30 protein-coding genes and 1 pseudogene are annotated in these 22,931 nt (G+C 73.3%); 17 read left to right on the top strand and 14 right to left on the bottom strand.

The features are described 5' to 3' along the window. The first annotated feature begins 9 nt into the window (after window positions 1-9). Window positions 10-1,383 (top strand): MFS transporter, encoded by a 1,374-nt coding sequence (locus tag ACYVLJ_RS34580; protein WP_460441831.1) that lies wholly within the window; start codon window positions 10-12, stop codon window positions 1,381-1,383. On the opposite strand, the gene ACYVLJ_RS34575 is transcribed toward ACYVLJ_RS34580, so the two are convergent. The 5 genes from ACYVLJ_RS34575 to ACYVLJ_RS34555 form a co-directional block, all read right to left on the bottom strand. Further along, on the bottom strand, window positions 1,368-2,147 hold the full coding sequence (locus ACYVLJ_RS34575; protein ID WP_460441830.1) for an SDR family NAD(P)-dependent oxidoreductase: 780 nt from the start codon (window positions 2,145-2,147) through the stop codon (window positions 1,368-1,370). The two genes, ACYVLJ_RS34580 and ACYVLJ_RS34575, sit on opposite strands and share 16 nt — an antisense overlap. Then, a complete protein-coding gene (locus ACYVLJ_RS34570) occupies window positions 2,144-2,998 on the bottom strand; it encodes a helix-turn-helix domain-containing protein (RefSeq protein WP_460441829.1) in 855 nt (284 codons plus the stop codon). Before ACYVLJ_RS34570 ends, ACYVLJ_RS34575 begins: the two co-directional genes overlap by 4 nt. A 79-nt stretch (window positions 2,999-3,077) precedes the next feature. After that, window positions 3,078-4,514, bottom strand: coding sequence for an alpha/beta hydrolase (locus ACYVLJ_RS34565; protein WP_460441828.1), 1,437 nt, complete (start codon window positions 4,512-4,514; stop codon window positions 3,078-3,080). Between the two features lie 32 nt (window positions 4,515-4,546). Beyond that, the gene (locus tag ACYVLJ_RS34560; RefSeq protein WP_460441827.1) at window positions 4,547-5,266 is read right to left on the bottom strand and encodes an ABC transporter permease; all 720 of its coding nucleotides are present in this window, start codon (window positions 5,264-5,266) and stop codon (window positions 4,547-4,549) included. A 16-nt stretch (window positions 5,267-5,282) separates the two neighbouring features. Beyond that, complete coding sequence (locus tag ACYVLJ_RS34555; protein ID WP_460441826.1) at window positions 5,283-6,167, bottom strand: ABC transporter ATP-binding protein; 885 nt, start codon at window positions 6,165-6,167, stop codon at window positions 5,283-5,285. A 108-nt stretch (window positions 6,168-6,275) separates the two neighbouring features. Between ACYVLJ_RS34555 and ACYVLJ_RS34550 the strand changes: the two genes are divergently transcribed. Genes ACYVLJ_RS34550 through ACYVLJ_RS34525 form a run of 6 tightly spaced genes read left to right on the top strand, consistent with a single transcriptional unit; the run spans window position 6,276 to window position 9,970 of the window. Then, entirely contained in the window at window positions 6,276-7,415 is a 1,140-nt protein-coding gene (locus tag ACYVLJ_RS34550) for a sensor histidine kinase (RefSeq protein ID WP_460441825.1), read from the top strand. Continuing rightward, window positions 7,412-8,014 (top strand): response regulator transcription factor, encoded by a 603-nt coding sequence (locus tag ACYVLJ_RS34545; protein ID WP_460441824.1) that lies wholly within the window; start codon window positions 7,412-7,414, stop codon window positions 8,012-8,014. The genes ACYVLJ_RS34550 and ACYVLJ_RS34545 overlap by 4 nt, the downstream gene beginning before the upstream one ends. Before the next feature lie 42 nt (window positions 8,015-8,056). Further along, window positions 8,057-8,371 carry a DMT family transporter gene (locus tag ACYVLJ_RS34540; protein WP_460441823.1) on the top strand — a complete coding sequence of 105 codons (315 nt, stop codon included), beginning with the start codon at window positions 8,057-8,059 and terminating at the stop codon, window positions 8,369-8,371. Next, entirely contained in the window at window positions 8,368-8,724 is a 357-nt protein-coding gene (locus ACYVLJ_RS34535) for a DMT family transporter (protein ID WP_460441822.1), read from the top strand. Before ACYVLJ_RS34540 ends, ACYVLJ_RS34535 begins: the two co-directional genes overlap by 4 nt. Then, window positions 8,699-9,232, top strand: a complete 534-nt coding sequence (locus ACYVLJ_RS34530; RefSeq protein ID WP_460441821.1) for a TetR/AcrR family transcriptional regulator — start codon at window positions 8,699-8,701, stop codon at window positions 9,230-9,232. The genes ACYVLJ_RS34535 and ACYVLJ_RS34530 overlap by 26 nt, the downstream gene beginning before the upstream one ends. A 51-nt stretch (window positions 9,233-9,283) precedes the next feature. After that, the gene (locus ACYVLJ_RS34525; RefSeq protein WP_460441820.1) at window positions 9,284-9,970 is read left to right on the top strand and encodes a GAF domain-containing protein; all 687 of its coding nucleotides are present in this window, start codon (window positions 9,284-9,286) and stop codon (window positions 9,968-9,970) included. Here ACYVLJ_RS34525 and ACYVLJ_RS34520 read toward each other — a convergent pair. Beyond that, the gene (locus ACYVLJ_RS34520; RefSeq protein WP_460441819.1) at window positions 9,942-10,850 is read right to left on the bottom strand and encodes an SDR family NAD(P)-dependent oxidoreductase; all 909 of its coding nucleotides are present in this window, start codon (window positions 10,848-10,850) and stop codon (window positions 9,942-9,944) included. The genes ACYVLJ_RS34525 and ACYVLJ_RS34520 overlap by 29 nt on opposite strands. 129 nt (window positions 10,851-10,979) lie before the next feature. Here ACYVLJ_RS34520 and ACYVLJ_RS34515 point away from each other — a divergent pair, with 129 nt between their 5' ends. The 4 genes from ACYVLJ_RS34515 (at window position 10,980) to ACYVLJ_RS34500 (ending at window position 13,714) form a co-directional block, all read left to right on the top strand. Further along, window positions 10,980-11,672 carry a TetR/AcrR family transcriptional regulator gene (locus tag ACYVLJ_RS34515; RefSeq protein WP_460441818.1) on the top strand — a complete coding sequence of 231 codons (693 nt, stop codon included), beginning with the start codon at window positions 10,980-10,982 and terminating at the stop codon, window positions 11,670-11,672. Between the two features lie 304 nt (window positions 11,673-11,976). After that, window positions 11,977-12,132, top strand: coding sequence for a CopG family transcriptional regulator (locus tag ACYVLJ_RS34510; RefSeq protein WP_460441817.1), 156 nt, complete (start codon window positions 11,977-11,979; stop codon window positions 12,130-12,132). Then, entirely contained in the window at window positions 12,132-12,476 is a 345-nt protein-coding gene (locus tag ACYVLJ_RS34505) for a VOC family protein (protein WP_460441816.1), read from the top strand. Before ACYVLJ_RS34510 ends, ACYVLJ_RS34505 begins: the two co-directional genes overlap by 1 nt. Next, window positions 12,473-13,714: an MFS transporter gene (locus ACYVLJ_RS34500; protein WP_460441815.1), complete on the top strand. Its 1,242-nt coding sequence runs from the start codon at window positions 12,473-12,475 to the stop codon at window positions 13,712-13,714. Before ACYVLJ_RS34505 ends, ACYVLJ_RS34500 begins: the two co-directional genes overlap by 4 nt. Here the strand turns inward: ACYVLJ_RS34500 and ACYVLJ_RS34495 are convergent. Together ACYVLJ_RS34495 and ACYVLJ_RS34490 are read right to left on the bottom strand one after the other, a co-directional pair. Continuing rightward, window positions 13,701-14,789: a YeiH family protein gene (locus ACYVLJ_RS34495; RefSeq protein ID WP_460441814.1), complete on the bottom strand. Its 1,089-nt coding sequence runs from the start codon at window positions 14,787-14,789 to the stop codon at window positions 13,701-13,703. The genes ACYVLJ_RS34500 and ACYVLJ_RS34495 overlap by 14 nt on opposite strands. A 106-nt stretch (window positions 14,790-14,895) precedes the next feature. Then, entirely contained in the window at window positions 14,896-15,384 is a 489-nt protein-coding gene (locus ACYVLJ_RS34490; protein ID WP_460441813.1) for a beta-class carbonic anhydrase, read from the bottom strand. 155 nt (window positions 15,385-15,539) lie between these two features. Between ACYVLJ_RS34490 and ACYVLJ_RS34485 the strand changes: the two are divergent. After that, window positions 15,540-15,677 (top strand): annotated as a pseudogene (locus ACYVLJ_RS34485) (cupin domain-containing protein); the annotation flags it as partial. Between the two features lie 37 nt (window positions 15,678-15,714). Beyond that, window positions 15,715-16,530 carry a hypothetical protein gene (locus tag ACYVLJ_RS34480; protein WP_451985087.1) on the top strand — a complete coding sequence of 272 codons (816 nt, stop codon included), beginning with the start codon at window positions 15,715-15,717 and terminating at the stop codon, window positions 16,528-16,530. Here ACYVLJ_RS34480 and ACYVLJ_RS34475 read toward each other — a convergent pair. Beyond that, window positions 16,527-17,432: a LysR family transcriptional regulator gene (locus tag ACYVLJ_RS34475; RefSeq protein ID WP_460441812.1), complete on the bottom strand. Its 906-nt coding sequence runs from the start codon at window positions 17,430-17,432 to the stop codon at window positions 16,527-16,529. The two genes, ACYVLJ_RS34480 and ACYVLJ_RS34475, sit on opposite strands and share 4 nt — an antisense overlap. 70 nt (window positions 17,433-17,502) lie before the next feature. On the opposite strand from ACYVLJ_RS34475, the gene ACYVLJ_RS34470 reads away from it, so the two are divergent. Together ACYVLJ_RS34470 and ACYVLJ_RS34465 are read left to right on the top strand one after the other, a co-directional pair. After that, window positions 17,503-18,354 (top strand): Rossmann-fold NAD(P)-binding domain-containing protein, encoded by an 852-nt coding sequence (locus tag ACYVLJ_RS34470; RefSeq protein WP_460441811.1) that lies wholly within the window; start codon window positions 17,503-17,505, stop codon window positions 18,352-18,354. 51 nt (window positions 18,355-18,405) lie between these two features. Beyond that, complete coding sequence (locus ACYVLJ_RS34465; RefSeq protein ID WP_460441810.1) at window positions 18,406-18,792, top strand: hypothetical protein; 387 nt, start codon at window positions 18,406-18,408, stop codon at window positions 18,790-18,792. Here the strand turns inward: ACYVLJ_RS34465 and ACYVLJ_RS34460 are convergent. Next, window positions 18,785-19,702 carry an aldo/keto reductase gene (locus ACYVLJ_RS34460; protein ID WP_460441809.1) on the bottom strand — a complete coding sequence of 306 codons (918 nt, stop codon included), beginning with the start codon at window positions 19,700-19,702 and terminating at the stop codon, window positions 18,785-18,787. The genes ACYVLJ_RS34465 and ACYVLJ_RS34460 overlap by 8 nt on opposite strands. An 85-nt stretch (window positions 19,703-19,787) precedes the next feature. Between ACYVLJ_RS34460 and ACYVLJ_RS34455 the strand changes: the two genes are divergently transcribed. Beyond that, window positions 19,788-20,372, top strand: coding sequence for a TetR/AcrR family transcriptional regulator (locus ACYVLJ_RS34455; protein WP_451985098.1), 585 nt, complete (start codon window positions 19,788-19,790; stop codon window positions 20,370-20,372). On the opposite strand, the gene ACYVLJ_RS34450 is transcribed toward ACYVLJ_RS34455, so the two are convergent. From ACYVLJ_RS34450 to ACYVLJ_RS34435, 4 genes are read right to left on the bottom strand one after another with little or no spacing between them, the layout of a single operon-like run. Beyond that, on the bottom strand, window positions 20,359-20,751 hold the full coding sequence (locus tag ACYVLJ_RS34450) for a hypothetical protein (protein WP_460441808.1): 393 nt from the start codon (window positions 20,749-20,751) through the stop codon (window positions 20,359-20,361). The genes ACYVLJ_RS34455 and ACYVLJ_RS34450 overlap by 14 nt on opposite strands. Then, on the bottom strand, window positions 20,748-21,221 hold the full coding sequence (locus ACYVLJ_RS34445; RefSeq protein WP_460441807.1) for a hypothetical protein: 474 nt from the start codon (window positions 21,219-21,221) through the stop codon (window positions 20,748-20,750). Before ACYVLJ_RS34445 ends, ACYVLJ_RS34450 begins: the two co-directional genes overlap by 4 nt. Further along, the gene (locus ACYVLJ_RS34440) at window positions 21,218-21,661 is read right to left on the bottom strand and encodes a hypothetical protein (protein WP_460441806.1); all 444 of its coding nucleotides are present in this window, start codon (window positions 21,659-21,661) and stop codon (window positions 21,218-21,220) included. Before ACYVLJ_RS34440 ends, ACYVLJ_RS34445 begins: the two co-directional genes overlap by 4 nt. Window positions 21,662-21,670: 9 nt before the next feature. Further along, window positions 21,671-22,123 carry a hypothetical protein gene (locus ACYVLJ_RS34435; RefSeq protein WP_451985106.1) on the bottom strand — a complete coding sequence of 151 codons (453 nt, stop codon included), beginning with the start codon at window positions 22,121-22,123 and terminating at the stop codon, window positions 21,671-21,673. A gap of 192 nt (window positions 22,124-22,315) precedes the next feature. On the opposite strand from ACYVLJ_RS34435, the gene ACYVLJ_RS34430 reads away from it, so the two are divergent. Then, entirely contained in the window at window positions 22,316-22,867 is a 552-nt protein-coding gene (locus tag ACYVLJ_RS34430; protein ID WP_460441805.1) for a Chromate resistance protein ChrB, read from the top strand. Window positions 22,868-22,931: the final 64 nt, after the last annotated feature.

Below are 22,931 nucleotides of genomic sequence, written 5' to 3'. Positions count from 1 at the left end.
GGAGCCCGCATGGCCGTCCGCCCCGGAGCCGTCCTCGTCGCGTCCGGCGGCGGGACCCTGCTCGCGCTCTTCGTCTTCACGGCGCCGCTCTCGATCGTCCCGGCGGTGGCCGGCGGGCTCGGCGCCGGCGCGGTCGCGACGTCGTGGATCCTCAGCTCGATGAGCCTCGGCCTGGCCGTCGCGCTGCTGCCGGCGGGCGCGATCGGCGACGACTTCGGCCGGCGACGCGTCTTCGTCGCCGGCGCCGTCGTCACCGCCGCCGGGTCGGTGGTGTGCGCGGTCGCGCCCGGCCCCCTGACGTTCGTCGCCGGCCGCGTCGTCGAAGGCCTCGGCTCCGCCGCGCTGATCGCGTGCGGGCTGGCCGTGCTCGGGCCCGCGTTCCCCGAGGCCGCCGGCCGCGGCCGCGCCACCGGCCTGTGGGGTGCCTGCCTCGGCGCGGGCATCGCGATCGGCCCGCTGGCCGGCGCCGCCCTGAACACCGGCTGGCGCGTGCTCTACGTCGTGATCGCGGTGCTGTCCCTCGGGGTCGCCGTGCTCGGGCGCGTCCTGCTGGACGAGTCCGTGTCGGGGCGGGCCCGGACGGTCGACCTGCCCGGCGCGCTGCTGCTGGGTGGCGGTCTCGCCGCGCTGCTGGCCGCCCTCACCGAAGGACGGCAGGGCTGGACCAGCCCGCTCGAACTGACGTTGATCGCGGCCGCGGTCGTGCTGCTCGTCGCGTTCTTCGCCCACCAGACCCGGTCCGGCGGCGGGATGCTCGACCTGGCGCTCTTCCGCCGTCCCGCGCTGGTGTCGGCGACGACCGGCGCGTTCGTCGCGGGCGCCGGGGTCACCGCCCTGATGGCGTTCCTGTGCACGATGCTCGAGAACGGCCTCGCGCTCAGGCCGCCGGCCGCGGCGCTCGTGGTGCTCGCGTGGTCGGCGACGAGCGTGGTTTCCGCGCTGCTGACCCGGCACCTGCCCGCCGCGTTCTCCGGCGGCGCGCGGCTGAGCGCCGGCCTGGTCGTCGTGGCCGCGGGACTGGTGCCGCTCGCGTTCGTCACGCCGGACTCGGGGGCGGCGTCCCTGCTGCCCAGCCTGGTCGTGGCCGGCTTCGGAACCGGCGTCGTGAACGCTTCGCTGGGCCGGGAAGCCGTGGCCAGCGTGCCGCCGCACCGGACCGGGATGGGCAGCGGCATCAACAACACGAGCCGCTACGTCGGCGCGGCGCTCGGCGTCACCGTGGTCAGCGTGCTGTCCGTGCACGGCACGCCGGCCCCGGCGAGCCTGACCGCCGGCTGGGACACCGCGGTGCTCGTCGGCATCGCCGTGTCCCTGGCCGGTGCCGCCGCGATCGCGGGGCTGACCGCGCGGGCCACCGCGAAAGCGGCTCAGCCGGTCCGGTAGCGGCCGGCGAGTTCGGGGCTCTGGCCGCCGAACGCGGCCAGGTCGGCCCGGAAGACGGCGTCGAGGAGACCCGGGTCTTCGACGCCGGGGGCGCAGACGACCTCGCCGAGTTCCAAGCCGCGCAGGGACGCGGTGACGACGTCGGCGGCGCTCATCCGGGGCACCGCGCTCAGGTCCAGGCCCTGCCGCTCGTGGAACTCGGTGGCGACCACGCCGGGGCAGACGACCTGCACCCGGACACCGGTGCCGTCGAGCTCGGCGCTGAGGGTCTGCGACAGCGCGACCAGGTGGGCGAGCGTGCCGGCGTAGACCGCGCGGCGCGGCAGCTGCGAGCTCGGCGCGGGTCCGCTGAAGGCGATCATGCCGGCCACGTTGACGATCGTGCCTTCGCCGCGTTCCTGCATGCCCCCGACGGCGGCGCGGGCGAGCAGCGTCGGCGCGAGGACCTTGACCTTGACCAGTTCGGACGCCTGGGCGGCGGGCAGGTCGGCCAGTGGCATGTAGTGCGCGACGCCGGCGTTGTTCACCAGCAGGTCGAGCGGCTCGGTGGCGCAGATTTCCGCGACGGCGCCGATGCCTTCGTCGGTCGAGAGGTCCGCGGCGACGGCGCGGACCTTGACGCCGGTGTGCGCGGCGGCGAACTCGTCCAGCCGCTCCTGTCGCCGTCCGACGACGACGAGGTCGTACCCGTCGGCGGCGAGGCGGTCGGCGAACGCCCGGCCGATTCCGGAGGTGGCGCCGGTGACGAGGGCGAGCTTGCTCATGCGTGCTTCTCTTCCTGTGCTGGGGATGGCGCGGGGGAAAGGGCGGCGGAGCCGAGGAGCGTGAGCTTGTCGGCGGCGTCCGTGCCGGGGTCGGGGTGGTAGACGGCGAGCACGAGCCCGGGTGCGTCGCTGAGGAGCAGCTTCTCGCGGTTCAGCACCAGCTCGCCGACCTGCGGGTGGTCGAACCGCACGGTCGCGCCCCGCCGGTTCGCCACGTCGTGCCGCGCCCACAGCTCGCGGAACCGCGGACTGGCCAGGGAAAGCTCCCCGACGAGCTCGATGAACCGCGGGTCGCCGGTGTCGGTCCCGACGGCCTGGCGGAACCCCGCGACCAGCCCCCGGGTGGCGCTTTCCCAGTCGGGGAACAGGGCTTTCTCGGCCGGGTCGAGGAAGACGTCGCGCAGCCGGTTGCCGCCGGCCACGAGACGCGGTGAGAGGGCCGCGGCGAGCGGGTTCGCGGCCAGCACGTCGAGGTAGCGGCCTTCGACGAACGCGGGCAGCCCGACCGCGGCCAGGAACTTGACGGTCCCCGGCGGGACGGTCTCCCGGCGACGTCGGCGCCGCCGGCGCCGCGGCGGGGGATCGGCGAGGCCGAGCAGGTACGCCGTGGTGTCGTCGTCGAGCTGGAGCACCCGGGCCAGGGACTCGAGGACCTGCCTCGACGGGTTGCGGTCGCGGCCCTGCTCCAGGCGCAGGTAGTAGTCGGCGCTGATGCCGGCCAGCATCGCGACCTCTTCCCGGCGCAGCCCGGGAACCCGCCGCAGGCCGACGGCGGGGATCCCGGCCTGCTCGGGGGTGAGCAGCTCCCGGCGGGCGCGGAGGTGGTCGCCCAGGAGGTTTTCGCCGGTCATGCCCCGACTGTAGGCCGAGGTGACCGCCGGTGCCTGGTCCTGTCACTCCCAGGAACACCGGCGGCCTCGTCCCCGGCGGTCAGGGGGTTTCCGCGGTGCAGAACCGATCCCGCGCGGGACGCGTGCCCGTCGTGAGGAAGTCCGTCACCGTGGTGTTGCCGCACTTGTTCGGTGCGAACAGGTACGCCCCGTGCCCGCCCTGGTCGATCGTCACCATCCGGGCGCGGTCGCCGAACGCCGCGCGCAGCTCGCGGGCGCCCGCCAACGGCGTTCCCGGGTCACGCTCGTTCTGCACCATCAGCACGTTCGACGGCCCGCGGCCGGTGATCCGCACCTTCGGCTCCAGCGGCGTCGCCGGCCAGAACGCGCAGGCCGCGATGTTCGCCGAAGCCGCGCCCAGCAAGGGATACCGGACCCGGTCGACGGCCACGTCCAGCTGGTAGCCCGCCACCGACCGCGGCCACGCCGAGTCCCCGCAGAGCACCGCGAACCGCGCCGCGAACAGGTTGTCCGTCGGGGCCGTCACGCCTTCCGGCGGCTTCGGTGCCTTGCCGTGGTCGAGGCCCTGCCAGTCCCCGGCCAGTTTCGTCAGATCGTTGGCGTAGAGCCCTTCGAACGTCAAGCCGCGGAAGAGTGAGCCGGTGATCCCCTCGACCGGCGTCCGGTCCAGCCGGGCGGCCAGCTCGTGGAACTTGGCGGTCACCTGCGCCGGCGTCGCGCCGAGCCCGTACTCCGGGTGCGCCGCGGCGAACTTCGCGAAGTCCGGGAACCGGTCCTCCATCCCGCGGCCGAACGCGCGCATCGCGTCGATGTCGTAGCCGCCCGGCCCGAGGTTGCTGTCGAGCACGAACCGGTCGCTGCGGTCCGGGAACATCGTCGTGTACACCGCCCCCAGGTACGTGCCGTAGGACGCGCCGAGGTAGGACACCGTGGACTCGCCGAGCGCCGTGCGGATCCGGTCCATGTCCCGCGCGGTGTTCGCCGTGGTCGTGTAGGGCAGCATCGACCCCGTCCTGGCGTCGGCGCACTGCTCGGCCTCGGTCTTCGCGACCTTCGCCTGCTTCACGACGTCGGCCGGGCCGTGCGCGTACGGCAGGTTCCCGATCATCATCTGCTCGGTCGTCAGGTCGCACGTCACGGGCGTGCTGTGCCCGACGCCGCGCGGGTCGAACCCGATGACGTCGTACTCGTCGAGCACGCTCTGCGGCAGCTTGAAGAGCTTGAGCACCTCCGGGTAGGCGAGGCCTTCGCCGCCGGGACCGCCCGGGTTGGTCAGCAGCACGCCGCGCCGCTTCGCCGGGTTCTTGCTGGGCAGCCGCGAAACCGCGACGTCGATCTCCGGGCCGTCCGGGTTCCGGTAGTCCAGCGGGACCTTCATCGTCGTGCACTGCAGGTCGGGGGTCGGGACGGCCCCGGCGGGGCACGGCCCCCAGTCGAGGCCGGCCGGAGCGGCGGACGCCGCGGGGGCCACGGCCGTCGCGCCGAGCACGGCAAGGGCCAGCAGGGTGGTGCGCATGGTGGTTCCCCTCGTTCGATTCCGGCCGCCGGTCAGCGGCGCGGTTCCCAGCGGAAGAGCCGCGTGGCCAGCGCGACGGCGACGGCGACCCAGGCGAGGGTCGGGCCGAACAGGGCCAGCGAGTCGACGACCGGGCGGCCGCCGTTCCAGGCGTCGAGCACCAGCTCGGTCGCCGATCCGCCCGGGAGCAGGCGCTTGAGCAGCGTGAGGTCGCCGGTGCCGGTGAGCCCGACCCAGCCCGAGACGGCGATCACGCCGACGCTGACCGGCAGCGTTGTCACCTGCGCGTGCTCGGGCGAGTTCGTCAGCCCCGCCGTGGCCAGCCCCAGCGCCAGCATCATGACCACGATGGACACCACGGCCGCGACCAGCAGGAGCGGGTTCGCCGGCTTGCCGGCGACGACCGCCAGCACGCCGAGGATCACCGCGATCTGCAGCACCGACAGCACGGTGATCGGCAGCACCAGGCCGCCGAGGATGCCGGCGTCGCCCGCCGCGGTCGAGCGCAGGCGCTTGAGGAACAGGTTCTGGCGCCGGGCGGCCAGCGTCGTCACCGTCGTGGTGTAGAGCCCGATGCCGGCCACGAAGAACAAGGCCAGCGAAGCGATGTAGCCGAGGCTGCCGGCCTGCGTGAACAGGTCGCGCTTGGCGATGAAGAACGCGCTGAGCGCGGCCGGCAGCACCAGCGCGGTGACCAGGACGAGCCGGTTCCGGAAGATCTGGATCAGCTCGCCGCGAGCGATCGTCCACATGGGAATGGTCCCTTCCTCAGGAGTTTTCGATGGCGCGGAAGACGTCGTCGAGCCGCGTCGGCCCGGCCTGGAGGTCGTGCAGCTCCACGGCGTGGTCCTGCGCCCAGCCGAGCAGCGTGTGGAGGTCCTTCTGCAGGCCGAAGGTCTCGACCAGGAACTGCCCGTCCGCGCCGCGCGTGGCGAGCAGCGGCGGGGCCGGCGTGTGCGGTGGCAGGCCGAAGCGGATGGTCGCCGGCAGGGTCCGCGTCAGCTCGGCGACGGTCCCTTCGCGGTGGAATTCGCCCTGGTGCATCAGGCCGATGCGGTCGGCGCGCTGCTGGGCTTCCTCGAGGTAGTGCGTGGTGAGGACGACGGTCGAGCCGTCTTCGCGCAGCCGGTCCACCGCCTCCCAGAGCGCGTCGCGCGACTGGATGTCGAGGCCGGTCGTGGGCTCGTCCAGGAAGACCAGCTCGGGCGTGCCGTACACGGCGGTGGCGAAGTCCAGCCGCCGCTTCTCGCCGCCGGAGAGCTGGCCGACCTTCGTGCTCGCCTTGCGGGTGAGGCCGACGAGCCCGAGCACGCGCCCGGCGTCGTCGGCCCGCTCGGTGAGCCGCCCGATCAGCCGGACGCTCTCGGCCACGGTCAGGTCGGGGGAGAACCCGCTCTCCTGCAGCATGATCCCCAGCCGCGGCCGGACGGCGGCTCGGTCGCGCGGGTCCTTCCCGAACACCCGCACGGTCCCCGAAGCCGGCTGGCGGTGGCCTTCGACCGTCTCGAGGGTGGAGGTCTTGCCGGCGCCGTTGGTGCCGAGCAGCGCGTACAGCTCGCCGCGTTCCACTTGGAACGAAAGGTCTTTTACGGCGGCGAAACCGCCATAGGTGAGGTTCAAGCGATCGACGTCGATGACGGGTGTCGTGGACATGCTCCGATTCCAGCGGTGCGCACCGCCGTCCGGCAGTGTGCTGACGTCACCCCGACACATGACGCAGTGTCACTGGTGGCGCCCGCCGATCCCGTTACGCTCGGGAGCATGGAGGTGCCCACGATCGCGCGCAGGAGCTCCTGGACCGGCGGGGCGGTCCAGGAGCGGCTGCGCCGGCTGAACCTGATCACCACGATCCCGCCGCTCGCGTTCGTCGGCGTCCTGCTGCTGGTGTTCACGGCCCACTCGTGGTGGCACGTCGTGATCCAGCTCGTCGGGCTGATCGCGGCCCTCGCGACGGCCGAACGCTGGACCGCGGGCGACTACCTCCGCGTCGCCCGCCCGAGCCTGGTCGTCACCGCGGTGGTCTGGCTGGCCGGGGCGCTGACCGACGACACCGCCGCGTTCTACGGGCTGTCCCTGGTCGGCTCGTTCCTCATCCCGCCGCTGCGGCGCCACCGGCTCGCGGCCCTCTTCGGGCTCGGCGGCCTGGTCGCCGTCCTCGGGTCGGCGAACCTGCTGGTGCACGACGACCGGCTGGTGCCCCGCCTGCTGCAGTACGTCGCCATCCCCGCGGTCGCCGTGCTGATCACGACCGCGTTCATGTTCGTCAGCCAGCGGTTCTTCGACCTGATCGCGGAGCTCGAGCAGTCGCGGGAACGGGAGGCGGAGCTGGCGGTCATCCGGGAGCGCGTGCGCTTCGCCGGCGACCTGCACGACATCCAAGGCCACACGCTGCACGTGGTGAAGCTGAAGGTCGCGCTGGCCGAGAAGCTGCTGGACCGCGACCCCGCCCGGGCGCGCGAGGAGCTGCGGGAGGTGCACACCCTGGTCGGCGACACGATCGTCCAGACCAAGGAGCTCGCCTACGCCCAGCGCCGGCTCAACCTGTCCGCCGAGCTGGAGAACGCGAAGAACCTCTTCGAAGCCGCGGGCATCCACGTGCGCGTCGAGCGGGAGGCCGAAGTGGACACCCGCGCGGGCGAGCTGCTCGGCCAGGTGCTGCGCGAGACGACGACCAACATCCTGCGCCACGCCGAGGCCCGGCAGGTGCGGATCACGCTTTCGCGGTCGGGGATCGCGATCGTCAACGACGGCGTCGCCGAGGCCGGCCCGCCCGAGCTCAGCGGGCTTTCGGCGTTGCGGGACCGGGTGGCGGCGAACGGCGGCGAACTGGAAGTGTCGCGTCGGGACGGCCGGTTCCTGACGGCGGCGGCCTTTCCCGGGCCGGAGGAGGACGTCCGATGACCACGGTGGTGCTCGCCGACGACGAAGTCTTGCTGCGGAAGGCCTTGGCGTCGCTGCTGCCCCTCGAAGGCGAGATCACCGTGCTCGCCGAGGCCGAAGACGGCGAGCAGGCGGTGGCGGCGACGTTGCGGCACGAGCCGGACGTGCTCGTCATCGACCTCGAAATGCCCACTGTGGACGGTCTCGGGGCGGTCGCGGAGATCCGGCGGGCGCGGCCGCAGCAGGTGATCCTGATGCTGACCCGGCACGCCCGGCCGGGCGTGCTGCGCAAGGCGCTGAAGCTCGGCGTCCAGGGCTTCGTCAGCAAGGCGGCCGAGCCGGCGCACATCACGTCGGTGATCAGGACCCTGCACGCGGGCAAGCGCTGGATCGACCCGGACGTCTCGGCCCTCGCGGTCGTCGACGACTGCCCGCTGACCGACCGCGAGATCGACGTGCTGCGCGCGACCCGCGAGGGGTTTTCGGTGGCCGACATCGCGGGTCAGCTGCACCTGGCCGAGGGCACGGTCCGCAACTACCTGTCGAACGCGATGCAGAAGACCCAGACGCGCACCCGCCACGAGGCGGCCCGCTACGCCCGCGAGCACGACTGGCTCTGAGCACCTTGCCAAGTATGAACGCGTGTACATACTCTGGCCGGCATGACGTTCGTCGTGCTCGCGCTCGCCATCGCTTCGGGGTTGTCGGGGACGCTGTTCACCCGCGCCTCCCGCGGGTTCGCCCGCCGGGTCCCCGGGCTGGCCGCGATCGCCTCCTTCGCCGCCGCCACCCTGTTGCTGTCCTGGCTGGTCCAGCGGCTGCCCGTCGGAGTCGTCTACGCGGTGTGGACGGGGACGGCGGCCGTCGTCCTGGTGCTCGTCGACCGGATCTTCTTCGCGGTGCGGACCAGCCCCGTGCAGCTGGCGGGCATGGCGCTGACCCTGGCCGGGGTCACGCTGCTGGGGGTGGCGGGATGAGCCCGGCGCGCGGGTGGCTGTGCCTGGCCGCCACCGTCCTGCTGGAGGTCCTGGCCACGCTGACGCTCACGGCGTCCCACGGGTTCACGGTCCTGGTGCCCTCGGTCGTCTCGGTGCTGGCCTACTGCGCCACCACCGTCGCGCTGGCGTTCGCGCTCAAGGTGGTGCCGATGAGCGTCGCGTACGTCGTCTGGACGGGCGCGGGCACCGCCGGGGTCGCCCTGCTCGCGGCGGTGCTGTTCGCGGATCGCCTGTCCCCGGTGGCGTGGGCCGGGGTCGGGCTCGTGGTGGCCGGTGTCATGCTGATCAACGCGCGGAAGGGGACCGGTGCGGCCGAAGAACACCCCGAATGACCCCGAGCGGCGGGAGCGGATCCTCGGTGCCGCCATCCGGGTGGTTCACCGCAGCGGGATCGCGAGCGTCACGGCCCGCTCGGTGGCGGCCGAAGCCGGCGTCCCGGTCGGGTCGGTGGCCTACCACTTCGAGTCCGTGCCGGGGCTGCTGCTCGAGGCGAGCGCCCGAGTGCTGCGGCTGCGTTCCGACACCCTCACGGAGCGGCTCGCCGGGACGCGCCCGCCGGACGTCGTGCGCCGCCTCGCCGAGCTGGTCCACCACCAGCTGACCGAGCAGCGCCCGACCAGCGTCGTCGCCTACGAGCTGTACCTGCTGGGCATGCGGGACGAGGCGTTCCGGCAGGTGAGCCGGGCCTCGAACGCACACCTGCGCGAAGTGCTGGCGGACCTGCTGCCGGCGGCCGAGGCGGCCCGCCTGGCCGCGGCCGCCGACGGTTATCAGCTCCAGTGCCTCTTCGAGGACGAGACGCCCTCGGTGGAGCGGATCCGCCGCGTCCTCACCGGCTGAGCGCACGGTCGGCTTCTGGACGTTTCGGCCGTCACGAGCGACCATGCGAACGTGAGTTATGAAGCGCGGCAACTGCTTGCCCAGGCCGCCGAGCTGCAACGCCACTCCGCCCGGCTGCGCGGGCAGCTCGCGGCCCGGTTCCACCAGAACGTCGTCGACTCCGAGGTCCGCGCCAGCCGCAAGCAGCTGCGGGAGCGGGCCCGCGAGCGCGCGGGCAACGACGTCGCGGTGCTGTTCGACCCCGAGTTCCTCGCCATCGCCGACGCGGCCGGGTTCGTGCACGCCACCCTCGCCGCGGCGCTGACCGCCGCCGACGCGTGCGACCTGCAGTTCCTCGACCGCGGCACGCTCCACATCGGCGGCCACCACGGCTTCACCCAGGAGTTCCTGGACTTCTTCGCCGCCGTCGACGCCGAAACGCTCACGGCGTGCGGCCGGGCCCTGGCCACGGGCGAGCCCGTGCTCGTCGAGGACATCGCCGAAAGCCGGGTCTTCGCCGAGCGCGCCATCCGGGAGACCCTGCTCGACGCGGGCTCCCTCGCCGTGGCCTCCTACCCGCTGCGCACCCCCGGCGGCGAGATCCTGGGCGTGCTGTCGTTCCACCACACCCGCCCGCGCCCGCTGGGTGACAGCCGGGAACGGCTCATCGCGCACGGCGCGAGCGGCGTGCTCGCCCGGCTGCCGAGGCGGGCCTTCGTGGCCCCGGCCGTCAGCCGACCGGGAACTTCACCGCCGTGAGCTCTTCGGAAACCGCCCACAGCCGCTGCTGGATTCGCACGTCGTAGGACTGCGGGCTCGAGGCGACGACCTCCGGGCGGCCGCGGTAGCCACCCAGGCCGGCGGGGCCGTAGTACTGGCCGCCGAGCGCCGCGGGGTCGGTCGCCGCGCGCAGGATCGGCAGCGCGCCCCGCTCCGAGCTCTGCGTGAACAGCGGCGCGACCACCGGGAAGAGAGCGCGGGCGACGGCGGGGGAGTTGCGCATCAGCTCCGTGCGGGCGACGCCGGGGTGGGCGGCGACGGCGGTCGTGGTGCCGTGCGCGGCGAGGCGGCGCTGCAGCTCGTAGTGGAACATCAGGTTGGCGAGCTTCGCCTGCCCGTACGCCGCGACGCGGTCGTAGGAGTTCTCCCACTGCAGGTCATCGAAGTGGATCGAAGCGCGGATGCGGTGGGCGATGCTGGCGACCGTCACCACGCGCGAGCCCTCGACCGGCAGCAGCAGGTCCAGCACCTGGCCGGTGAACGCGAAGTGCCCGAGGTGGTTCGTGCCGAACTGCAGCTCGAAGCCGTCGCGCGTGGTCTGTCGCGGCGGGTACATCACGCCGGCGTTGTTGATCAGCAGGTCGATCTTGGGCAGCGTGCCGTGCAGGTCGGCCGCGGCGGCGCGGACCGAGTCCAGTGAAGCGAGGTCCAGCTCCTGCACGGTGACGTCGGCACCGGTGCCCAGCTTGGCGGCGGCCTGCTTGCCCTTCTCGACGTCGCGGACGGCCAGCACCACCGTCGCGCCGCGCTCGGCCAGCACCTTCGCCGTGTCGAACCCGAGGCCTGTGTTCGCGCCGGTGATGACGGCGACGCGGCCCTTCTGACTCGGCACGTCGCGCTCGGTCCAGTTCTCGCCCATGGTGGCTCCCTTCGTGGCGGCCCTTGCGGACCGGCGGTCTGTTATGTCCCCGACGGTAAGGAACCGTCGGTCTGTTGTCAAGAGACTGCCGGTCTCCAAATTCGTGCGACGCGGGTTACGCTGGGTCGCATGACGTTCCAGCGAGCGCGCAGCGCGGAGCAGCGGGAGGAGCGCCGCCGCACGATCCTCGACACGGCGCTGGCCATGCTCGACGAAATGCCGGTGGCCGACGTGAGCCTCAACGAGCTGTCCCGGCGGGTCGGGCTGGCCAAGTCGAACGTGCTGCGCTACTTCGAATCCCGCGAAGCGGTGCTGCTCGAACTGCTGGACCGGGCGCTGCGGGACTGGCTGGCCGAGCTGGCTGTCGAGCTGGCTTCGGGCGTCGACCCCGACCTGCCCGCGAGCGAGCGGGGGGCCCGGTTCGCGGCCGTCACCGCGCACTCGCTGGCCCGCCGCACGGTGCTCTGCGACCTCATCGGCGCGCAGGCGGGTGTCTTGGAGCACAACGTGTCCGTCGACGTGGTGGTGCGCTTCAAGCGTTCCGCACTGACGGGCCTGGACACGATGGTCACGCTGCTGCGCCGGGCGGTCCCGGAGGTCGGCGCCGAGGCGGGCTCGGTGTGCATGCTGGCGATGATCCTGACGGGCGGCCTCTGGACGCACTGCCGTCCGGCGCCCAGCGCACTGGCGGCCTACGAAGTGGACCCGGCACTGGCCGCGCTGCACCTGGACCTGGCCCCGGCGCTGGAAAACGGCCTGGCGATGCTGATCGCGGGCGCGATGGCCCGCAACCCGGCGCCCTCCGCCGCCGAAAACCGGTAGGACGGCGTCGTCACCCCGGGCGTGGGTGAGGACCAAGCGGGCGGTTGCGGGTTCCCTGCTGTCCGGTTCATGAAGATCGCGGGAGTGCTCGCGGCAGTGGTGGTCCTGGGTGCCGGCCTGGCAGCGTGTTCGAACCCGACGGGCAAGTCATGGGCGATCACGTACGAGGTGACGGGCCAGAACGGCGGAACGCTGTCGAAGGTCGTGACGGCGGGCCAGAAAGCGGAGATCACAGCCACCCCGTCGGAAGGCGCGGCCCTCACGTGCCGCATTTCTTACATTGCGGGCATGCTAGCATGTGAGCATGCCCGCACAATCCAAGCGGCAGTTCAGCGTCTACCTGCCACCCGAGCTGGTCAGGCGGGTGAAGCACGCCTCGGTCGATGCCGACGAGTCGCTCTCGTCGTTCGTGGAGCGCGTACTCGAGGAGTACCTACGACAGAACGAGGAACGTCCCTGATGCGCGTGATGCCGATCCGCTACAGCGAAAACGTCGAGGCGCTGACGCGGTTCTACGAAGCCCTCGGTCTGAGCGTCGGCTCGGTCTCGCGGCCCGGCGGCTGGGTGGAACTGCCCGCAGCGGGCGGGATGCTGGCCCTGCACCGGTCCGAAGCGGACACCGGCCGCTGCGAACTCGCCTTCGAAGCCGACGAACCGCTGGAAGACGTCGCGGCACGGCTGAAGGCGGCCGGGTTCGAGCCGGGGCCCGTGATCGACGAAGGGTTCGGCAGCTCCCTGCGCGTCGAGGATCCCGACGGCGTCCCGGTGCAGATCAACCTGTACGACCGCGAGCTGTACACGTGAGCGTGCTGCCGCGGGGGACGCTGGTCCTCGCGGCAGGCATCGTCGCGCTGGAGTTCGCGGCCGCCGTCACGAGCTTCGTCGCCTCGACGCTCCTGCCGGTCGTAGCCGGGGACCTCGGTGCGCGGGACAGTCTCGGCCTGCTTGTCGCCGGCTCCAGTCTGGGGTTGTTCGTCGCGCTTCCGCTGGCGAGCCGGGTGCTGGGGCGGCTCGGGACGCGAGGGACCCTGGGCGCCGGGATGGTCGCCTACGTCGGCGGGCTCGTCGTCGCGGCGACCGCAGGCACGGCGTGGACGTTCGCCGTGGGGCAGTTCTCCACCGGGCTCGCCAGTGGTCTCCTGGCGGTGTTCGGGGTCGGGTCCGCGATCCGGCACCTCGACGAGCGCGTGCGCATCCGGGTGGTCGCCGCGTCGTCGGCGATGTGGATCCTGCCCGCCCTCGTCGGGCCCGCCGCGACGCTGGGGCTCGAACACCTCGTCGGCTGGCGGTGGACGCTGCTGGTGCCGGTGCCGTTCGTCCTCTTCGGACGGTTGCTCGTGGTGCGCGCCGTCCGGGACGACCCGCCCGGCGACGACGCACGCCGCCCCCTGGGGCGGACGCTGCTGGTGCCCCTGGGTGCGGCCGGGGTGGTGCTCAGCGCGGGGTGGTGGCCCGTCGCGGCCGGCGGGGCGGCCGTCGCGGTCGCCGGGATGGTCGCGATCCTGCCCGCGGGCACCGCGCGCCTCGGGCGGGGGACGCCCGCCGCGCTGGCCGCGATGGTGTTGTTCGCGGTGGGCTACTTCGGCGCGGACAGCCTGATCACCGTGCTGCTGACGGCCGGGTTCGGCGTCGGGCTCGGGCCGGCGGCGATCGTCCTGAGCGCGGCCCCGCTGGCCTGGGCGGTGACGAGCCTGGTGGCCACGTCGGTGCGACCCCGCCCCGCGATCGGGTTGGGCCTGACCGCGGCAGGCACGGCCGTGCTGGCCTTCGGCGGCTCGTTCGCCGTGGCGCTCGTCGCCTGGACCGTGGCCGGGATCGGCGTCGGGCTCGCCTATCCCGGCCTCTACATCCGGGCCACCACGGCGGACGACGGCGGGTTCACCGCCACGGAGCTGGCCACCGCGGTCATCACGGCCGAGTGCGTCGGGCAGCTCCTGGGCCGCGCCGTCGGCGGCGCGCTGAGCTCGGCCGGCGGGCTGTTCGCCTCCTACCTGGTGTTCGGGGCCGCGCTGGCCGCGGCGGCCGTCGTCAGCCGAAGGTGATCCACTGGGACGTCAGCAGCACCAGCCCGAGCGAGCACGCCGCCACCACGACCAGCCCGAGCGCGGCGACGACGAGCGGCCGGAACCCGCTGCGGGCCAGCTGCCGCAGGTCGAAGTTGAGGCCGACGCCGGCGAAGCACAACAGGAACGCCCACTTCGACAGGTTGCCGAGGCCGGCGACCTCGGCCTTGGTGAACACGTGCGCGGTCGCGAGGGCCGAAACGGCGATGAAGCCGAGCACGAACTTCGGGAACGTCCGCCACACGAAGGCGGCGCGCTCCTTCGGTCCACTTGCGACACTCCTGCCGCCGCGGGTGGACCAGTAGGCCGCGTACCCGAGGACGACCAGCCCGATCAGGGCGTTGCGCGTGCTCTTCACCGCGACGGCGACGTCCTGGGCGTGCGGTGAGTAGGCCGCGCCGGTCGCCGTCGTCTCCGCCGTGTTGTCCACCGCCAGGCCCGCCCACAGCCCGAACTGGGTGTCGGTCAGGTCGAGCGCGTGCCCGATCAGCGGGAACGTGAACAGGGCGACGGCGCCGAGCGCGAGGATCGCGGCGATCGCGTAGCCGGAGTCCTCGTCGTCGGCGTCGATGGAGCCCTTGCCCGCGATGATCGCCGACACCCCGCAGATGGACGTGCCGATCGCCAGCAGCGACGACAGTTTCCCGCCGAGCCCGAAGAGCTTGCCCACCAGCAGGATCACGGTGGTGGCCACGGCCATGTCGATCAGGATCAGGCCGAGGCTCAGGCCGCCGAGCTTGGCGAGGTCGCCCAGCACGAACCTGGCGCCGAGCAGCACGATGCCGGTCTTCAGCCAGAACTCGTAGGTCGCCACGCCCAGCCGGAACGCCGCCGGGACGCCGATCGTGTTGCGGATGAGCAGCCCGAGGATGATCGCCCACAGCACGTATTCGAGGTCGGGCAGCGCGGTCCCGGTCGCCTTGCCGATGCTGCGCACGCCGTTCTGCGCCAGCGTGCCGACCACGCCGACGGCGGCGAGCAGCAGCAGGCCGGGGACGTACCGCAGGACCGGGATCGCCGTGAGCCCGCCGCGGCGGGCGGTGTCCGCCGTCATTTGACGAGGAAGGGGATCGTCGGCAGCACGCCGAACGCCGCCAGCAGCACCAGCACCGCCGCGACCGCCACCGCGGCCCAGTCGGCGGTCAGCCGTGGTCTCGTGCTCATGCGACCTCGGCCAGCTTCCCGGTCGCGACGTCGAACACGAAGCCCCGCACGGACTCCTTCTTCGGGATGAAGGGGCTGTTCCTGATCCGCGCGATCGACTGGCGGACGTCCTCGTCGAGGTCGCTGAACGCTTCGGCGGCCCAAGCCGGTTTGACGCCGACGTCCTCCTGGATCGACTTCTTGAAGCCGTCGTCGGTGAAGGTGAGCATGCCGCAGTCGGTGTGGTGGATGAGGATGATCTCCTCGGTGCCGAGCAGCCGCTGGCTGATGGCGAGGGAGCGGATCTCGTCCTCGGTGACCACCCCGCCCGCGTTGCGGATCACGTGGGCCTCGCCTTCGTGCAGGCCGAGCACGCCGTAGACGTTGATGCGCGCGTCCATGCACGCGAGCACGGCGACGTGCTTGGCGGGCGGCAGCGGCAGCGGCCCGCTGAAACCCGCGGCGTAGTCGGCGTTGTTGGCCAGGAGCTCATCGGTGACCGACATGGTGAACCTTCCGGCGTAGGAACGGGTGCGCCGAGTGGACTCGCTTCGCGCACCCGGCGCAACGGCGCCCAGGATCTGGACCCGCCGAGGGGGCGGAACGCCCGCCGGTAGGCCCGGCGTGGTGCCGACGTGGCGCGGGGTGCCGCCTCCGTCCACTGTGGACCGGGGCGGCCGGCGCGCACGCCACCGTCCTGGAGATGGACCACGGCCCCGAGGAGGTGTACGTCGTCGCCGGGACGTTCGACGACGGCGCGCGCGACCACCCGGCGGGCACGTTCCGGCACGCCGCGGCCCTGGTGCCACGCGGTTCACTGCGGTACAACGGGACGCGTGGCCGAGCGCGGGCAGCGCCCCGGCCGGCACGCCGCGGTGGAGCGGGACGTGCTGGTCCGGTACCTCGACGCGTGGACGGCGAAGGTGGTGCGGTCCCCGCGCGGCGGCACGTACGTCGAGTGCGGTGGCTTCGCGGCCGACGCCCTCCGCGTCTTCGGCGAGTTCTCCGACCGGCTCGACGGGCACCACCTGGAACTGGTGGTGGTCGGCTCGGCGGCGCCCGGCGGCGCCCCGGACGGGTTGTCCGTGCGCGAAGAACCGGACGCCGGCGACCTCGAGGTGGCCGGGCCGCTGCTGGCGCATTTGGACGGCCCGGGCGCGTGGCCGCTGCTCGCTGCGCTCGCGCGCGGCAAGGGACACGAGGTGGTCGTCACCGCGCCCGTCCCGGACACGGACTACCGCGCCGGGCTGCGGGCGGCGTGCGCGGTCGAGCTGGTCGCCGACGACGGGGAAGTCCGGCTGCTGGTGTTCGCCACGAGCGACAGCAAGCACCTCGCGACGTTCAAGAGCGAACTGTGGGCCGTGGACGAGTTCGCGGGCATCCGCTACCGCGACCCGCGGGACGCCGAAGGCACGCTCGTCGACATCTCCTTGACGCCGCAGCTGCTGCCACTGCGGCGCGCGCTGGAAGCGGAGCTCGCGCGCCACGGCCGCCGGACGGTCGCGGAGCTGCAGCAGTTCACGCTCCTGGAGACGATCTACCGCCCGGAAGACGCGATCGGGGCGGTGACGTCCGCGGTCACGGCCGGCGAAGTCGCCCGGGAGCCGGAAAAGGGGCGGCTCACCTCGCGGACCGTCATCGGGTTGCCCTAGCGTTCCAGGGCCGCTTCGCGCAGCGCGGCGGCGACGCGGGCCGCGGCTTCCGGCAGCGGCCGCGGGAGGTGGGCGAGCAGGACGCGGCGCTGCTCGCCGGGCCCGCCGCGCACGGCCAGGACACGCACACCGGGCGGTGCGAGGCGGCCGAGCGAGCCGGGCACCGTCGTGATCCCGCAGCCGGCGGCGACGAGGTGCAGCTTCGCCAGCCAGTCGCGCGCGGTGTGGGCGATCTCGGGCCGTTCGTCCAGCCCCGGCCACACGCCCAGTGCCCGGTCGTCGCCCGAGCCCGCGATCCAGCGCTGACCGCGCAGGTCGACGACGTCGATGTACTCCCGGCGCGCGAGCGGGTGGGACTCGGGCACGGCCACGCGCAGGCTGCGTTCGGTGAGCGTGTGCACGGCCAGCGCCGGGGTCTCGGTGTCGGGCGGGCGGAACGGCGGCGCCGAAGCCAGCAGCGCGAGGTCCACGGTGCCGGCCCGCAGGGCCCGGACCAGCGCCGGGGTGCCGCCTTCCCGGCTGAGCACGGTGATGGCGGGGTGGGTGCGCCGCAGCGTCGCGAGGGCCCGGGGGAGCAGCTCGGCGCCGGCGGTCGGGAACCAGCCGAGCCGGACCGTGCCCTGCTCGCCGGGCAGTCCGGCCAGCTCGCGCGCGGTGGCGTCGAGCTGGTCGAGGACGCCCGCCGCCCGGCGCACCACGATCTGCCCGGCCGAGGTCAGCCGCACGCCGTCGTGGCGGCGCTCCAGCAACGGCGTTCCCGCCGCGCGTTCCAGGGACGCGATCTGCCGCGAGACGGCCGACTGCGTGTAGCCGAGCGCCGTGGCCGCGGCGGTGAGCGTGCCCCGCTCGGCGACCTCGCGGAACACCCGCAGGGCGGTCAGGGAGGCGTCGGCGAAAGGCATGACGTTTACGCATACCAGGTCTGCGTTTCTTTCGCTGTTCGCATGCCCGAAACGGTCCTAGCTTGGACTCATGGATGCGAAGCGCACGAAGGTCGCCCTCGTCACCGGCGCCACCCAAGGTCTCGGGCTCGCCCTCGTCGAGGGGCTCGCCCAGCGGCTGTCCACCGAGGACACCGTCTACCTGACCGGTCGTGACGCCGGGCGCGTCGCGCAGGCCGTCGAGGCGATGCCCGCCGGCGGTGCCGAAGTCCGGGGTGAGGTCCTCGACGTCGCCGACCCCGGTGGCGCCGGCCGGCTCGCGGCGCGGCTGCGCGAGCGCCACGGCGGCGTCGACGTCGTGTTCGGCAACGCCGTGATGCGCGTCGGCCCCGACGACGACCCGCGCGCGATCGTGGGCGCCTACGCGGAGGTCAACAACTTCGGCACCACCCGGCTGCTGCGGGCGTTCGCGCCGCTGCTGCGGGACGGCGGCCGGTTCCTCGTCGTGGCCAGCTCGTTCGGCACGCTGAACCACCTCGCCCCGGCGCTGCACGACCGGTTCGACGGACTGTCCTCCCTGGACGAAGTGGACAAGCAGGTCGCTGCCTGGCGCGACGCCGTCGCGGACGGCAGTGCCCGCGGCGGCGACTGGCCGGGCTTCGTCAACATCCCGTCCAAGATCGGCCAGGTCGCGGCGGTCCGCGCGCTCGCCGCCCAGCGGCGCGACGACGACCTCGCGCGGGGGATCCTGCTCGCCGCCGTCTGTCCCGGGATGATGAACACCCCGACATCGGCGCTGTGGTGGGACGTGCGTGACGCGCCCAGCCCGGCGCAGGCCGCGGACACCTTGCTGGACCTGGTGTTCCGTCCGGCCATTCCGGACCAGTACGGCGAACTGGTCCGGAATGGAGCGGTGCTTCCCTGGGCACCGGGCCGGCGGTAGATCGACTAGGCTGGGCCGGGACCTGGGGGCCGCTGGTGGGAGGAGCGACCCGTGCCGACCTTGACCGAACTGCCGCCCTGGACGATCCGCACGTCCGGCGGCGAGGTGACGTTCACCCACGCCGTCGCGCGCGACGGCGTGGCGCCGGGCAGCGACCTGGCCCTGCACCCGCACGACGTGCGGGGGTTCGCGAAGGCGCTCGGCGAGGTGATGAAGCTGCCGGCCTACTGGCGGGCGCGCGCCCGGTCTGCACGGCCCGAGCCGGTCTGGTCGGCGCCGCGGCACAACGCGGACGACGGCTACGTGCACGTCACCGGGCCGTGCCGGCCGGCCGAGCGGAAACCCGGCGCCCGGCCGGCCGGGTCGTTCACCCTCGACCTGGTGGACGTGCGTGAACTGCGGGTCCGGATCGCGGCGTACCTGCAGCAGGTCAGCTGAGCGCGGAGTCCATCGAGCGCGACGGGACCGCGTCCAGTTCGGCGAGCGTCCCGGCGTCGAAGGCGATGTCGCCGGCGGCGATGTTGCCTTCGAGGTGCGCCACGCTCGCGGTGCCCGGGATCAGGTGGACGTTCGGCGCGTGGTGCAGCAGCCAGGCCTGGCCGACCTGCGCCGGGGTGCGGCCGAGGGCGTCGGCGACCGCCTTGACCACGGGCTCGTCGGTCACCTTGGGCAGGGCGGGGAAGGCCCCGCCGAGCGGGAAGAACGGCACCCAGGCGATGTCCTCCGCGACGCACACCCGGAGCATCTCTTCGTCGTCCCGGCTGACGAGGCTGTACGCGTTCTGCACGCAGGCGATGCCGGCCGGGAGCGCGCGGCGCAGGACGTCGAGGGTCACGCTGCTGAGCCCGATCGCGCCGATCTTGCCTTCCTCGCGCAGGGCCGTCATGACCGCGAGCTGGTCGTCGAGGTCGACGACCTGGTCACCCTCGGCCGTGACGCCGGGCCGGCGGTCCGCGCGGCGCAGGTTCACCAGCGGGATCCGGTCGAGCCCGAGCGACCGCAGGTTGTCCTCGACGCTCGCCCGCAGCTCCTCGGGCCGTTGCGCCAGGCGCAGCGGGATGGGGCCGCCGGGGTCGGGATCGGCGCCGACCTTGCTGGCGACCAGGACGTCGTCTTCGGGCCGGATCGCCTCGCGGAGGACCTCGTTGACGAAGCCGTTGCCGTAGAACTGCGCGGTGTCGACGTGGTCGACGCCCAGGTCGAAGGCGCGGCGCAGGAGCGCGACGGCCGCGGCGCGGTCGTCGTGGAGGCGTTCGAGCTGCATCGCCCCGTAGCCGACGCGGGAGACGGTGCGGCCGGCGAGCGTGCCGGTCCCGCCCGGTCGCGGGGCGGTTTCGGTGGAAGGCATGGCTGTTCCCCGTCTTCGTGCGACAATCGTGAAGCGGAGGGACCTCCGCTAAGTCGACCGTAGCACAACCGGAGGTGCCTCCGCTTTGCCATCGCCCGAACCCGAGCGCCCGGTGCGCGCCGACGCGCGCCGCAACCGGGAAAAGCTCGTCGCGGTCGCGCGTGCCGCTTTCGCCGGCGCCGAGGGACCCGTCGCGCTCGAAGCCGTCGCCCGCGAGGCGGGCGTCGGCATCGGCACGCTCTACCGCCACTTCCCGACCCGCGAAGCGCTCGTCGAAGCGGTCTACGCGGCGGAACTCGACGACGTCACGGCCAGCGCCCCGGCCCTGCTCGAGGAGCTGCCGCCCGAGGCGGCGCTGCGCGCCTGGATGGACCGCTACGCGGCCTTCGTGCAGACCAAGCGCGGAATGGGCGACGTCCTGCGCGCGAGCCTGGCGTCGGGACGGATCACGACCCCGGTGACGCGCAAGCGCATCAGCACCGCGATCGGCGCGATCCTCGAAGCGGGCGCGCGGGCGGGCACCCTGCGCGCCGACGCCCGGCCCGAGGACGTCACGCTGATGGTGCTCGGCGTGTTCCTGTCCACCACGGGCGACCAGGACCCGGGACGGATCGGCCGGCTGCTCGACCTGGTCGCGGACGCGCTGCGCCCGGACCTCAGCAGGCCCTGACGACGTCCGACCGGCCGCGCCAGCTGTTCCGGACCGTGCGCACGCTGAGGTAGGCGGGCCTGTACGGCAGGTCGAGGTCGGCCGAGGTGCCTTGCGACGTCGTGAGCACGGTGTAGGCGGTGCTGTCCGCGGCCGGCGCCGCCACGACGTCGAGGCCGGTCCAGAGCCCGGGAGCCGGGTTGGTCCAGGACACCGAGGCCTTCGGCTTCCCGTTGTTGCAGTTGGTGCCGGTGAGCTTGAACCCGGCCGGCGCCGGCAGGCTGTCCGCCCGGGCGGCCGCCGTGCCCGGGCCGCTCTTCTGCCACGCCGCCTCCGCCGTGGCCGTCCCGGTCACGACGAGTCCACTGAGGACGAACGCGGTCAGCGCCCGCCCGTTCACGAGCTCACCGTGACCGTGACCGGGATCGAGAAGACCGCGCCCTGGCAGCCGTCGTCGGCGGTCGTCGCCATCGAAACCGCGTTCGGCAGGGTGAGCGTCGCGGTGCCGCCGGCGGCGATGGCGCTGCCGGGCTGCTGCAGGGTCCAGGTGACGCCGGTGGTGCCGCAGCTGCCGGTCCCGCCGGTGCCGGTGGCCGCGCCGTTCGCCGCGATCCTCGTGACCGTCACGGCGTACGGGTTGGGGTTGGTGATCTGGATCTTCGCGGTGCCCTGGCCGCCGGGGTAGAGCAGGCCGGTGGTGATCGCCGACGCGTCGACGGTCCCGGTGGCGGGCGCCGCCGCGGTGCCGGCTTTCGCGCCGGCGGTGCCCGCGCCGGTGCTCGTCCACGCCGCGACGGCGATCCCGCCGCCCAGCGTCGCGCCGACCACCGTGGTCACCACGAGGGCGCGGCGCAGAGTGGGGTTCTTCATGGCTTGACCGCCGTTCCTGTGTAGCTCAAGGGAAAGGTGAGCGCGCGGCACGCGGGCGGCGCGCCGGGCAGCATGTGGGTCCGGAGGGCGACGTCGGCGCTCCCGCCGCCGGTGACGGGCACCGGCCGCGCGAGGGCGTCGACGCGGACCGACGTCGCCGGGCACGCGGTCACCGGCCGGCCGCGGGCGTCGAGCGGGGTGCCGACCTTCGCCTCGACCGTCTTGACCTGGATCGCGAACTTCTCGGGATTGCTCAGCCGGATCCAGCGGGTTCCGGTCGCGCCGGGGTACAGCGGGCTCGCCCGGCCCGGGAGGTCGGCGATGCCGAACCGCTTGCCGCCGTTCGGATCCGGCCGCCCGGGCTGTGGGGCCCCCGCGCACCCGGCGAGCACCGCGACCGCCAGCGCGGCGGCCGGGGCGCCGTGTCTCCACCTGGGCATCGGGGTGCGTCAGGCGTTCGACGCGAGGGTCGCGGTGAGCGGCAGGCTGAAGGTCTGGCTCTTGCAGGCGTCGTCGGCGGTGCCGCTCATGTGCGCGTGCAGGGTGTAGGTGCCGGTGCCGTGCGCGGCGATGGTGCCGGCCGGTGCGGTGGCGGCGTCGCTGGTGACCGTGCCGGCCGCGCACGTGCCGTTGACGAGCGCGGAGGAGCCGCCGCTGATCGAGGTCACGACCACGGGGTAGTCGTTCGGGTTGCTGACCGTCACGGTGAAGTCCGTGCTCGCCCCCGGGTAGAGCGCGCTGCCCGAAGTGGCGGGCGAGATCGCCGAGTCGACGGAGGTCGTCGAGGTGACCGAGCCGGTGCCGGAGCCCGAGCTCGTCCAGGCCGCGTAGGCGACCCCGGCCACGACGAGGGCGCCGGTGGCGCCGAGGACGACCGCGGACCGCTTGCTGATCTTGCGCATGGATGTCTCCTGGGAGTGCGTTACGGGGAACCCGCCCGACTGGGCTGTCACGAAGAGTGTGCGGAATTCGGGGCGTTCGTCACTGCGGGCTACCGGCCTGACCGTGAAGGCCGGAGTCCCCTTGATCCCGGTCGTCACCTTGTGTTACACGCGAGACCGGTCTCTGATGTAACAGCTGATACATTCGACGTTGTGACTGAGTCTCGGGACACGCCGCGGTGGTCGGTGCTGGTGGTGCGGGTGCCGGCCGAGCCGAGCCGGCACCGGGTCGCCGTCTGGCGTGAGCTGCGGCGGGCGGGCGCGCTGTCGCTCGGGCAGGGCGCCTGGGTCGTGCCGGACGCGCCGGTGTTCGCGGCCGGCGTCGCGCGGGTGATCGAGCTGGCCGGCCGCGGGGACGGCGAGGTGCTCGTGCTCGACGCGACCGGCCGGTCGGAGCCGGATGCCGCGCGGCTGGAGGCCCTGTTCACCGCGGAGCGAGCCGAGGAGTGGGCCGAGTTCCTGGCCGACTGCGGCAAGTTCGACGCCGAAATCGACAAGGAGATCCGGACCCGCAAGTTCACGATGGCCGAGCTCGAAGAGGAAGAGCAGAGCCTGGAGCGGCTGCGGCGCTGGCACCGCGACATCAAGGCCCGCGACGTCTTCGGCGCGCCGGCCGCCGCCGAGGCGGACGAGCGGCTGAAGCACTGCGCCGACCGGCTGGCCGACTACACCGACCTGGTCTTCCAGGCGCTCCACCAGATGTGAGGCCGGCGTGGACTTCTTCTTGACTGTCAACGACTTCGCGCGTGACACGCTCTGGCCGCACGCG

The organism is Amycolatopsis stemonae, assembly GCF_054781455.1.
Note: the sequence above shows the minus strand (reverse complement) of the source record. Positions and strands in the feature narration are given on the sequence as shown.